This is a genomic window from Acinetobacter sp. CY73 (assembly GCF_059515865.1).
Genome location: NZ_JCAKMZ010000003.1, coordinates 17943 through 30137 on the forward strand (window position 1 = coordinate 17943; position 12195 = coordinate 30137).

The window sequence follows — 12195 nt, forward strand, 5'->3', positions numbered from 1 at the left end:
CATTGCGGATATCTTTTGCTTCTATTTTTTCTGTATACCACACACCTTTATTCAATCTGACCATTTATGAATTTAACTGAACTCAAGAAAAAACCGATAGGCGAACTCATCAAAATTGCTGAGTTTATGGGCCTTGAAGGAATGGCGCGTAACCGCAAACAAGATATCATTTTTGCCATTTTGAAACGCCATGCTATGAATGGTGAAGAAATTTTTGGTGATGGTGTTCTTGAAATTCTTTCTGACGGTTTCGGCTTTTTACGCTCTGCTGCGGGTTCTTACCTTGCAGGTCCAGATGACATCTACATTAGCCCATCTCAAATTCGTCGTTTCAACCTGCGTACAGGTGATACGATTACAGGTACGATTCGCCCACCCAAAGAAGGTGAACGTTACTTTGCACTTCTGAAAGTGAATCAAATTAACTACGACACACCTGAAAACTCTCGCAACAAAATCTTATTTGAAAATCTCACACCACTATTCCCGACAGAACAACTGATCATGGAATTGGGGAATGGTTCTTCTGAAGATCTAACAGCGCGTGTTGTCGATCTCATTGCGCCAATTGGTAAAGGACAACGTTCAATTATTGTTGCTCCGCCAAAAGCGGGTAAAACAATGTTGCTCCAAAACATTGCGCAATCGATTGTTCGTAATAATCCTGAATGCTTCCTGATCGTTCTTCTGATTGATGAACGTCCTGAGGAAGTAACGGAAATGGAACGTACAGTGCGCGGTGAAGTCATTGCTTCAACATTCGATGAAGCACCTGCTCGTCATGTACAAGTGGCTGAAATGGTGATTGAGAAAGCCAAACGTTTAGTTGAGCATAAAAAAGATGTGGTTATCTTATTGGACTCAATCACGCGTTTAGCTCGTGCATACAACACGGTTATTCCATCTTCTGGAAAAGTATTAACAGGCGGTTTAGATGCACATGCACTTGAGCGTCCTAAACGTTTCTTTGGTGCTGCACGTAATATTGAAGAAGGTGGTTCACTGACCATTATTTCTACTGCATTGATTGAAACAGGCAGTAAAATGGATGAAGTGATCTACGAAGAATTCAAAGGTACAGGTAACCAAGAAATTACACTTGATCGCCGTATTGCTGAAAAGCGCGTATTCCCTGCTATGAATATTAAAAAGTCTGGTACACGTCGTGAAGAACGCTTAATGTCTGAAGACAACTTACGTAAAGTGTGGATTCTACGTAAGCTACTTCATCCTATGGATGAACTTGCCGCAGTGGAATTCTTGCTCGATCGTATGAAAGAAACCAAAACCAATGATGATTTCTTCGATCAAATGAAGCGTAAAGCCTCAAACTAATGATTTAATTTTATAGACTTAAGCCATCTTTTAAGATGGCTTTTTTATGCCCGTTGACAAAAGTTACATAAAATAACAATTGGCGGTTTTTTATGTAAACTTAGATGTAAACATGTGATTTATCTCATTTATTGCTAAAAAATCTGTTTGAATTTATAAGCTTACCTTCCCTTTACCAATATAAAATGTAAAATCAATTGTAAATACCTGTTAAAAAAACATCTTTTTTTTACCTATTTGAGCATTTTTTTTGAATCACCCAGTAGTATTTCAAAAAGCGCAGTGATAGCATGTGCGCATACCAGTTAGGCTGCTCCATGCGTTATTTACCTTACTAACGTCAGGAACAATAAAAGCACACAACAGACTAACCAGGTTTTTTATGTCTCTAATATTTTAATGAGAGTGATGCCATGTTATTCAAAAAAATCGCTATTGCTGCTGCCGTTGCTACTACTTTAGCTTTCGTTGGTTGTGCTAAAAAAACTGAAGAAGCTGCTGCTGACGCTACTGCTGCTGCATCTGAAGCTGTTGAAGCTGCATCTGAAGCTGTTGTAGCTGCTGACGCTGCTGCTGTTGAAGCTACTTCTGAAGTTGCTGTAGCTGCTGAAGCTGCTGCTGCTGATGCTACTGCTGCTGCATCTACTGCTGTAGAAGCTGCTGCTGATGCTACTGCTGCTGCATCTACTGCTCAATAATAATCGATTCGATTATTATTTGAAAAAAAGAGAACCTTTGGTTCTCTTTTTTTATATCTATATTTTTTATAGATGCATAGAAACGGTTTGCTGTTCCAAATTAGATAAATAAATAACCTAAAAAATATAAAATTACATTAAATAATAGTTATAAAAAAACCCCGAATAGTTAACCATTCGAGGCTCTACAATCAACTCTAATTATTCAACTTGCTCAGTTCCAACACGTTGTCTAAATTTCTGACCCGCACGGAATGTCACTACACGACGTGCTGAAATTGGAATTTCTTCCCCAGTTTTAGGATTTCGACCTGGACGTTGACGTTTGTCACGTAGCTCAAAATTACCAAAACCCGAAAGTTTAACGTGCTCACCCGCAATTAATGCCTGGCTAATTTCATCAAAAAACAACTCAACCATTTGCTTAGCTTCACGACGGTTTAAACTCGTCAGCTCGCTCAAATGATCAGCCATTTCTGCTTTTGTTAATGCTGTCATGAGGCCCTCAATGTCGCTTGGTAAGTGTCTTGCAACACTTGAATAATGTGATCCATACCGGATTTTATTTCAGCATCTTCAAGTGTTCGTGATGGATGCTGCCAAAGAATTGCAAACGCTAAAGAACGCTTACCCTCTTCAACACCTTGACCCGTATACACATCGAACAACCAAGTAGAGTCTAAAAGCTCGCCACCTGTTTTTTCGATAAGTTGCTGAATTTCACTAACATTAATCTTATCATTAATTAAAAGCGCAATATCACGTCTTACCGATGGAAATCGTGATAATTCTGTAAAATTAGATACATAAGTTTGCAAAACAATCGATTGATCAACTTCAACCACCCAAGTTGCAGCTAAATCAAGGCTTTCTTCAAGTGAAGGATGTAAACGACCTAAATAACCGACTGATTGACCATTTACTAAAATTTCAGCAGACTGTCCAGGATGTAACCAAGCACGCTCAGAACGGACATATTCAACATCCACACGTGCTGAAGCAAACAGCTCTTCAACTTCACCTTTCAGATCGAAGAAATCCATAGATTGTACTTTGCCGTGCCACGACTCTGTCGACTTCGCGCCTGTTGCAATCATCGCCAAAGTTGGGATTTGCTTCAAATCATGAATATTTGCAGCATCTTGATAATCAAAACGTAAGCCCAACTCAAAGAAACGTACACGACTTTGTTGACGGTTCACATTGTACTGAACGCAAGGAATCAAGCTAGAAAGCAATGTTGAACGCATCACCGCTAAATCACTTGAAATGGGGTTTGCCAATGCCAAAGGATTGATATCAGGGTTCAATTGCTTTTCAAGTTTTAAATCAGCGAAGCTAAAGCTAATTGCTTCTTGATAGCCCAAAGTAACCAGAGTTTGACGCAGTTGTGGCAATTCAAACTGATCTTGATGCTTCGCAAGTTTTACATCAATCACAGGTAAGCTGATTTGAATATTGTCGTAGCCATGGATACGTGCAACTTCTTCGATTAAGTCTTGGTAAATTGCCATATCGTAACGATGTGATGGAGGAACAACAGACCACTCACCCGTTGCTTTTACAATCACAGCACAACCTAAGCGCTGTAGTGCATCAGTAATAAAGTCTGATTCAACTGTATATCCCAAGAGTTGATCAACTTGAGCCTGATTTAATTCAATCGCTTCACGTGTTGGAAGTAGGGACTGATTTTCAGCAATGGTAATTGGACCAAAATCACCACCCGCAAGTTCAGAAATTAACTGTGATGCACGGTGCATCGCAATCAATGGCAATTCAAAATCGACACCACGTTCGTAACGCTGAGACGCATCGGTATGCAAACCAAACTTACGTGCACGACCTGCAACCGCAAGCGGCGCAAAGAATGCTGATTCTAAGAAAATCTCAGTCGTTTCATCTGTTACCGATGAAGATAACCCACCCATGATCCCTGCGATTGCCAATGCTTTTGCATCATCTGCAATCACCATTACATCTTCAGAAAGTTCAACTTCTTGCTCATTGAGTAGTGTTAATTTTTCAGCAACCGTTGCTTGACGAACGTGTAACGAACCTTCAAATTTTCCACCATCAAATGCATGAAGTGGTTGACCCAGTTCCATGAGTACATAGTTAGTAATATCAACCAAAATACTGTGCTGACGAATACCAGAACGCGCTAAAGCACGCTCCATCCATACTGGCGTAGGTGCTTTAGTATTGACGTTTTTGATCACACGACCTAAGTAACGTGGGCAACCTTCCGTTGAAACAACAACTTTTTTCTCATCCGAAATCGTTGCTGCAACTTCCTTGATTTCAGGTACAGTTACAGGCAATTGGTTGATCACACCAATTTCACGTGCAATACCACGGATGCTGAAACAGTCACCACGGTTTGGCGTGATACTGATGTCAATCACATTGTCATCAAGTTCTAAGTATTCACGGATATTTACGCCCACAGGTGCATCCGCAGGTAATTCTAATAAACCATCAATCTTATCTTCTAGATCGATTTCAGAAGCACCACACAGCATCCCTTGTGATTCAACACCACGAAGTTTGCCTTTCTTGATTTTGAAATCGCCCGGTAATACAGCACCGATTGTTGCCACAGGCGCTTTCATACCTGCACGTACATTTGGTGCACCGCAGACGATTTGAAGGGGCTCACCTGAACCGATATTCACAGTGGTTACACGTAAGCGGTCTGCATCTGGATGCTGTTCAACTGTTAATACTTCACCAACAACCACCCCCGTAAATGCTTTTGCAGCAGGTGCAAGCTCATCAACTTCTAGACCTAACATGGTCAATTGGTCAGACAAAGTATCGCTATCAATCGCTGGATTTACCCACGTACGTAGCCAATTTTCGCTAATTTTCATTAATAAAAACCTATAATTCAAATCTCTAGAATCCCCTCAGACTCTCATTCTTTTTTGAGTCCATCTCCTTTTTATAGGAGATGAGAAGCACGGCTTCGCAAGAGAGGATTAAATAAATGTTTTAAGCAAACTGGCGTAAGAAACGCACGTCATTTTGGTAGAACATACGAAGGTCATTGATGCCATAACGCAACATTGCAAAACGTTCTACACCCAAGCCAAATGCAAAGCCCTTATATTTCTCAGGATCAATGCCGGCAGCCTGAAGTACATTTGGATGCACCATACCGCAACCTAATACTTCTAACCACTTACCACGCTCATCCATAATATCCACTTCAGCACTTGGCTCCGTGAATGGGAAATAAGAAGGACGGAAACGTACGTTCAAATCTTTTTCGAAGAATTCATTCAGTAAGTTGATTAACAAGCCTTTTAATTCTGCAAAGCTAGTATTTTCAGCGACGTATAAACCTTCGATTTGATGGAACATCGGTGAATGCGTCTGATCTGAGTCACAACGATATACACGACCCGGACAGACAATACGAATAGGCGGTTGTTGAGTTTCCATGGTACGTACTTGAACACCTGAAGTATGCGTTCGAAGTAAATGGTTCGCATCAAAATAGAAGGTGTCATGCATTGCACGCGCTGGATGATGCCCCGGAATATTCAATGCTTCGAAGTTATGATAGTCATCTTCAACTTCTGGACCAGTGGCAACGGTAAAACCTGCTTTGGTAAAGAATTGACAAATACGCTCTTGAACTTGAGTCACAGGGTGAATACTTCCCACAGTCTGACCACGACCCGGTAAGGTAATATCAATTTGTTCGCTTGCCAATTTTTGTTCTAAGGCAACTTTTTGTAATGCGGTTTGACGCTCAGTTAAAGCTGCTGTAATCGCTTCACGTACAGCATGAATTTGAGCACCGAAAACTTTACGTTCTTCAGGGTCCATTTTACCCAGTGCTTTCGATTGTTCAGCAAGCTGGCTTTTCTTACCCGTAAACTGCACTCGTACTTGATCGAGTGTAGCAAGGTCTTGAGCTGCTGCAATGGCAGCGAGCGCTTCAGTGGTCAGGGCTTCCAGTGACATAGTAACTCTCAAAGCAACAATATAAGAAAAAATAATATAACTGCACATTCTAACAGTTTTTATGCAGTGGGATGAAGCCTACTCTTCAGTAAATCTACAAGAAAAAATAGATCGTGAATTTGATTAGTAATTTGATTTATAAAAAGGATAAGATAAACGCATTGTCACCAAGAAGATGAATAATGGCACTTGATCCAATTTGGAAGCAACAGCTCACCCTTGTTACCTATGGTAATGAGTTCCTCAGTCAAAAGTTGAACTTTAAGCAATGGGTAAATCATTCTATTTTCAATCAGCACTATTTTGCGTTCCGTGATCTAAATTCACAGCATTTACTGGCACAGCATTTTCAAGTCTGGCTCGAAGGCTTAAAACAACAAGGCGTGACCCAACTGAGCTTACACAATTCAAGCTTACTTTTAGATGAGAAAAATCCAAATCCAAATGTTGAGCTGTTGCCTTATGCTCATTTCATTGTGAGTCACGTTGGTAGTCATAAAACAGCTTGGATTTGTGGCAAAGAATTGGCGACTTGGTACATTGCAGATAATGATTATGAGATGCCTAGTGCTCAAAAGATTCCAATACGTATCGAAACCATGTGGCGTTATGAACTCAATGCAAGCCACGCTAAACGTGTAGATACCGATTTAGTACACCCCAATTGGGAAGATATTCATGTCTATACAGATAATGAACTCTTTGATCGCCCTCTTGCTCAAGGACTAATTCCACCTTTAGAACTTGGACAATCTTACTTTGGCTATCAGCAATCAACAGCACATCCAGATTCATCCTCTAAAAGCTTAGATTTGTCATTACTGCCTGATGCTTATAGTGCGAGTTATGCGCATGAAACATTGATTCGCTTAGAAACATTGGATCAAGCTTTAGAAAAAAAGTTAAAACAGCCTTTTAATGATCTTGGTGAGGCAATGACTTCTGAAGAAATTTTAAATATCCGCCATTTCCGCCAAAAATTAGAAGATTTAACTGCCAAATTTGTGACTAAGGTTGCGAACCATTATAAAACAGCCAGACTCACCCCGATTGCAGTCACTTCACCTTTGGATGAGTCTACTGAGGCAAGCAATCAAAAACGTTTCTTTCAAAATAAAACTATAAATTCAAATCAAGAAACAGTAACACCCCCAACGACCAAATCAGGTAAAACGGGTGTATTTACACTGATTATCATCACGGCAATGATTTGTATTTGTGCTTATTATTTTGGATTGTGATCATAGAACTATGAGAGCTCTATAGCTGCTTGCGTACCTCCATTAATGCAAAACCCAATAGATTTAAGCCTTTCCACATTAATGGTTGTTCTGCAGCTTGATCTTGCTCAGCTAGACCAATACCCCAAATTTTATCAAGCGGTGAGGCTTCTACCAAAATTTTATCCTTTGTCGTCAGTAAAAACTGTTGCAGTTTTTCATTTTGAGAAAATTTAGCAAGATTAGCTTGAACCACGATATCAAAACGATGTTGTAACCAAGTGTCATCTTGATAGTTTTTCACTAACCGTCCAAGCGCTTTTATTTTTTTAGGATTTCCGGTCAGAAGAATATTAGAAAATGTCTCATGGTCATCAAACAATTTGGCTTTTTGCGCCATCATATATTGCTCGGTATTTTTATAAAGTTGGCCATCCACCTCAAACGGTGCAGGAAACCACTGACTCAAGCAGCTTTTATCTACAATACTATTATTTTTGGGTGTATGTCCCCAAAAGCATATATATTTAAAGCGCTGGCCTTGTTGAACTTGTTTTTGTAATGCAACTAAATATTGAGTATCAGATATCATGTGAAATCCTTCATTTTTATTCTTTATATGTTCAATTGATAATGTAAAACCTTTAAACCATGACCAGATTTTGAAGCATCCTAGACTCCAACACACTTCGCACCAAGTTTTTCATAGAAGTAACGACTTGGGTTTAGATTAAAAACTTCGATATTCATTAAGCGGCATTGCTTTTGTTTCAACAACACCAAACCGTGTTGCATCATTTTTAAGCCTATACCTTTACCCTGTATTGCTTTCAGTAAGTAAATTGCACGAAGTTCTCCCACTTGTCCATTCACATCAAAGTAAAAATCAGCAAATCCAAGGATTTTTTAACTTCTTCATACACTTAAACCACTTGATGAGGATCTTGAAGCACTTCTTGCCAAATATTAATTTTTTCTGCTTCATTAAGCTGATCAAGAATGTTTTGATCTACAATTCCTGTATAGGTTTCTTTCCAACTGCTTACATGAACTGCTGCTATTTGAACAACATCCCTCAAATGCGCTTGCCGAATCATACATCTAATCCATTTAAAAATTGTTTGATCGCTGTTCTCGATCTTAAGCGGATAAAGTGAATATTGGAATATTCGGTATCACTCATCATTACTAGGTACTTATTCCGATTTTTAGCATGCGTTTTAATCATCCACCAAATAATAGAATCCCGTGTCAATATCATTCTAAAACTTTCTTTATTATCTGAATTTGGCCATAAATTTTGTTTTGAAATCACGCGCTGTAATGCTCTTTTTACTGAGCGATACAGATTCACGTGGAAAGGTAAATCTAACCAAATAATTGTGTCGGTGTCTTTCCACTTAACATGCTTTGTCCGAGTATAGTTCCCATCAATCACATATCCATCAGGGGCTTGATCGATTTTCTGTTGTAGCTTTTCAAAAAAGTCCTGATCAGATGACTCTCTCCAATCATCCAACCAAAACAAATCATCCAGCTCGATATAACTTAGACCTAATTTCTGAGCAAGTGCTTTAGAAAAGGTGCTTTTCCCAGATGCAGATGTTCCGACGACATTAATTCTTTTCACACTATCCTCCACACATTAGTCTTCTTTTTATTAAGTCGAACATATTACTTCAATCGTAAGATAAATCATCTTCATCAACATTGATAAAGTCAGGTTGTGGCATAACTTCAAATTGCACCGCTTGAACTGCATTCAGATTCATCATTTTGGTTTTTGCTACTCGATGCATACCATCCATCACTCGCCCTTCTGGACAGAGAATAATGGGATAACTTAAATCAGCTTCTTGTACCAATTGGAAATGATCTATTAACTCCTGCGTCGTTGGATAATGATTTGGAAACCAATAAGACTCCCTCAACTCTTGAATATCATTCAATTGAACTTGGATAACAGATAAATGTGAACTTTGATCAATTAAATGATCCACATCCCAAATATAGGTGTCTTCACCGACCTTTCTAAAATGATATTGTTTTCGCACTGAGATATAATTTCCTAAATTTTTATAATTTAAACTCGGATAATAATAAATGTATTTAGAACAAGCTTACCGTCAAATTGCATTTGTGAGTTATGGTAATGAATACTTAAATGGTGCCGTAGAAAGTGAAATTTTAGACCGACATCCTCTCCTTTTTAATCATTTTCCAATTTTACGTGATCTAGAATACGGCACTCTATTATGTGGTTCAGCATCACATCTACTTGAACATCTTAAATCTCTAGGAGCCACCAAAATCAGTCTTCACCTAAGTTCTGATTTACTCAGTGATCTTACGGACTCTAAGCTTTTCACATTTTTTAATAGTGAATCGAGTTTTTGCATTGCTGTGCATTTTCAAAACAATACCGTCAAAGTTTTAATCTTCAGTAAAGAGCGACCCAGCTTTCAAATTTATGATGATACTAATTATCCTGTTTATTCAAATTACGCTAACTATTACGACAATACAGAAGCTTACACTTTGCATGAACTATCAGAGAGTAGTATTCCAATCATACAAAAAGATATAGCATCCATAGATTGGCAGAGTTTTTTTAATTTCATACAGAATAATTTATACCCGAATGAAATCGCAAAACGATATGGAATCTATCCAATTCCTTTAGATAATAATAATTGCTATGAAGGAGATTTATTTAATAGCCAAAAAGAAGAGCAGTATCCATTATTGCCTTTTACCATACGTAAAAATTATGCCTCAAATTTAACTGAGAATACTGCCATTTTAGAAAAGTATTATGCCTCTGCTTCACATTGTAAAAATGAATACAATGATTACATTCAAATGAATGACGATGAAAAAAAACAGTTTGATATCGCAACTAGAAACTTAACCCAATTACATCCTATCATCATAAAAAATGCAGCGAATCACTATCAATACTCAGGGTTTCAAAATACAAACTATTTCTCTGGTCATGCTATCCCGTTAAATCATAATTACAACTCTAATTCTCATCTACAGATCGATCAAGCCACTAAAGGGTATGAAAGCATATCTCCTTACGATGAAACATTCTTATTAGCTGATTCCAACCTTCAGAAAGAAGAACCTAAAGTCTCTTTGAGTCTTTTTGGGGTATTAAAATTCTTTTGGTATTTAATATGGTGTTACTGCGCCATTTGGACACTGACTAATTTTGTCGTTCAATGGGGAAATATTGTAATTACAACATGTGCGCTAATTTATGCCATTTATAAAATATCAAAAAAGTGAGGTAATAAAAAAGACCGCTAAAAAGCGGTCTTTTTTAAGTCATAAAGACTTATGCAGCTAATGCGCTTTTCGCTTTTTCAGCGATAGCAGCAAATGCAACTGCATCATGCATAGCGATGTCAGCAAGAACGCGACGATCGATAATTACTTGAGCTTTTTTCAAACCAGCAATCATACGGCTGTATGACAAACCGTTTAAACGAGCACCAGCATTGATACGTGCAATCCACAAAGCGCGGAATTGACGTTTCTTTTGACGGCGGTCACGGTAAGCATATTGACCCGCTTTGATTACAGCTTGGAACGCTACGCGATATACGCGTGAACGAGCGCCATAGTAACCTTTAGCACGAGCAAGAATTTTTTTATGACGACGATGCGCCTGTACACCACGTTTTACACGAGCCATTTATAAATCTCCTTAGATGTATGGGCACATACGACGAACTGAAGCAACGTCACTCACGTGAACCATTACACAGCCGCGTAATTGACGAATACGCTTAGCAGATTTTTTGGTCAAAATGTGGCGTTTGAACGCTTGTTTACGCTTAAAACCGTTAGCAGTCGCTTTAAAGCGTTTAGCTGCACCACGGCGAGTTTTCATCTTAGGCATAACAACCTCTTTTGAACACCTGTTCGGAACGTCTGCACCATTGCAAAACGACCTGCAGGTAAGGGAGCGAATATTCTAAAGCATATTTGTTTAAAACAAAAGCACAAACCATCATTTCTGTCACGCATGCGAGTGAACATTTCTAAGTAATTTTTATCTTCTTTTTATTGATTTTTTGTTTGTTCATTAAATCTAGTAAACATAAACAATTATTGTATCCCCACTCACGCTCTTTTCTCTGTATGCGTTAAAATGCTTCTCAATTCAAAGCCATCTTCATCCAGCCGCACCTTACAAGACTTAAAACTATGAAATCACTTGCCTGCATTACGTTTACTTTATTATGTGCAACAACTATGGCGCATAGCCAAACAGCTGAAACCGTTGCCAAACTGGGCGTACAAACGGTGATGGCAGAACCAGCGCATTTAACTACACGTATTGAATGGGTCAAATTCCCTAAAGTTGATTTCCAAGATTCAGATCTTGCTGGGCGTGACCGTGTTGCTATAGTTCGAATCAAAGCCAGTGAATCAGGTAAAATCGTCGATGCTTCTATCAAAGAAAGTACAGGATTGGCGAAACTCGATCAGAAACTCTTGAACGCAGTATTTAAAGGCAAAACTAAACCTTATCAAAACCAAGGTCATGAATTATCCATTATCGGTTATCAAGTCTTTAAATTGAACTTGAGTAAAAATAATGAGTCAGCATGTAGCTATACATTTGAATCAAAAGTATGGAATAACCAACAAGGAGATCGAAGAGTTCCTTTTCAATATCTCACCCAACCCAAGTTAAAGATCAGTGCTGAAGACTTAAATGATCACACTCGTAAGATCAAATTTAGCTTCAAAGTTAATAAACATGGAGACGTGAAAAGTTCGAAGATTACCAAGGGCTCAGGCATTTATCGCCTAGATCAACAGGTACTGACTGCTGTGAATGGTGCGAAAGTGGATGTTCCTAGACAATACTGGATATATAAAAAATCCAAATTAAAGGATGAGATTGAGTTTAATCTTCAAAAGTGTGATTAAAATTGTTAAATTTC

15 protein-coding genes are annotated in these 12195 nt (G+C 38.5%); 5 read left to right on the forward strand and 10 right to left on the reverse strand.

All coding sequences use genetic code 11. From position 1 onward, the window contains the following. Positions 1–66: 66 nt before the first annotated feature. Positions 67–1335 carry a transcription termination factor Rho gene (gene rho / locus AC5YD2_RS02655; protein WP_496124827.1) on the forward strand — a complete coding sequence of 423 codons (1269 nt, stop codon included), beginning with the start codon at positions 67–69 and terminating at the stop codon, positions 1333–1335. Between the two features lie 413 nt (positions 1336–1748). Then, positions 1749–2033 carry a hypothetical protein gene (locus AC5YD2_RS02660; protein ID WP_496124828.1) on the forward strand — a complete coding sequence of 95 codons (285 nt, stop codon included), beginning with the start codon at positions 1749–1751 and terminating at the stop codon, positions 2031–2033. 201 nt (positions 2034–2234) lie between these two features. On the opposite strand, the gene AC5YD2_RS02665 is transcribed toward AC5YD2_RS02660, so the two are convergent. The 3 genes from AC5YD2_RS02665 to pheS form a co-directional block, all read right to left on the reverse strand. Further along, positions 2235–2531 (reverse strand): integration host factor subunit alpha, encoded by a 297-nt coding sequence (locus tag AC5YD2_RS02665; protein ID WP_496124829.1) that lies wholly within the window; start codon positions 2529–2531, stop codon positions 2235–2237. Continuing rightward, positions 2528–4909 carry a phenylalanine--tRNA ligase subunit beta gene (pheT, locus tag AC5YD2_RS02670; RefSeq protein ID WP_496124830.1) on the reverse strand — a complete coding sequence of 794 codons (2382 nt, stop codon included), beginning with the start codon at positions 4907–4909 and terminating at the stop codon, positions 2528–2530. Before pheT ends, AC5YD2_RS02665 begins: the two co-directional genes overlap by 4 nt. 121 nt (positions 4910–5030) lie before the next feature. After that, the gene (gene pheS / locus AC5YD2_RS02675; RefSeq protein WP_496124831.1) at positions 5031–6011 is read right to left on the reverse strand and encodes a phenylalanine--tRNA ligase subunit alpha; all 981 of its coding nucleotides are present in this window, start codon (positions 6009–6011) and stop codon (positions 5031–5033) included. Positions 6012–6193: 182 nt separating this feature from the next. Between pheS and AC5YD2_RS02680 the strand changes: the two genes are divergently transcribed. After that, positions 6194–7252, forward strand: coding sequence for a hypothetical protein (locus tag AC5YD2_RS02680; RefSeq protein WP_496124832.1), 1059 nt, complete (start codon positions 6194–6196; stop codon positions 7250–7252). Between the two features lie 19 nt (positions 7253–7271). Here the strand turns inward: AC5YD2_RS02680 and ybiA are convergent, their stop codons facing one another. From ybiA to AC5YD2_RS02705, 5 genes are all read right to left on the reverse strand, one after another. Beyond that, a complete protein-coding gene (gene ybiA / locus AC5YD2_RS02685) occupies positions 7272–7820 on the reverse strand; it encodes a riboflavin biosynthesis intermediates N-glycosidase (protein ID WP_496124946.1) in 549 nt (182 codons plus the stop codon). An 83-nt stretch (positions 7821–7903) separates the two neighbouring features. Then, entirely contained in the window at positions 7904–8134 is a 231-nt protein-coding gene (locus AC5YD2_RS02690; RefSeq protein ID WP_496124947.1) for a GNAT family N-acetyltransferase, read from the reverse strand. Between the two features lie 20 nt (positions 8135–8154). Next, positions 8155–8328: a hypothetical protein gene (locus tag AC5YD2_RS02695; protein ID WP_496124833.1), complete on the reverse strand. Its 174-nt coding sequence runs from the start codon at positions 8326–8328 to the stop codon at positions 8155–8157. Further along, positions 8325–8861 carry an AAA family ATPase gene (locus AC5YD2_RS02700; protein WP_496124834.1) on the reverse strand — a complete coding sequence of 179 codons (537 nt, stop codon included), beginning with the start codon at positions 8859–8861 and terminating at the stop codon, positions 8325–8327. Before AC5YD2_RS02700 ends, AC5YD2_RS02695 begins: the two co-directional genes overlap by 4 nt. A gap of 49 nt (positions 8862–8910) precedes the next feature. After that, positions 8911–9285, reverse strand: coding sequence for a hypothetical protein (locus AC5YD2_RS02705; RefSeq protein WP_496124835.1), 375 nt, complete (start codon positions 9283–9285; stop codon positions 8911–8913). 49 nt (positions 9286–9334) lie between these two features. Here AC5YD2_RS02705 and AC5YD2_RS02710 point away from each other — a divergent pair, with 49 nt between their 5' ends. Next, positions 9335–10525 carry a hypothetical protein gene (locus AC5YD2_RS02710; protein WP_496124836.1) on the forward strand — a complete coding sequence of 397 codons (1191 nt, stop codon included), beginning with the start codon at positions 9335–9337 and terminating at the stop codon, positions 10523–10525. 49 nt (positions 10526–10574) lie between these two features. Here AC5YD2_RS02710 and rplT read toward each other — a convergent pair whose 3' ends face one another. Further along, complete coding sequence (gene rplT, locus AC5YD2_RS02715; protein WP_151837196.1) at positions 10575–10934, reverse strand: 50S ribosomal protein L20; 360 nt, start codon at positions 10932–10934, stop codon at positions 10575–10577. Positions 10935–10946: 12 nt separating this feature from the next. After that, a complete protein-coding gene (gene rpmI, locus AC5YD2_RS02720) occupies positions 10947–11141 on the reverse strand; it encodes a 50S ribosomal protein L35 (RefSeq protein ID WP_004278281.1) in 195 nt (64 codons plus the stop codon). A gap of 308 nt (positions 11142–11449) precedes the next feature. Between rpmI and AC5YD2_RS02725 the strand changes: the two genes are divergently transcribed. Then, positions 11450–12181 (forward strand): TonB family protein, encoded by a 732-nt coding sequence (locus AC5YD2_RS02725; protein WP_496124837.1) that lies wholly within the window; start codon positions 11450–11452, stop codon positions 12179–12181. Positions 12182–12195 lie beyond the last annotated feature (14 nt).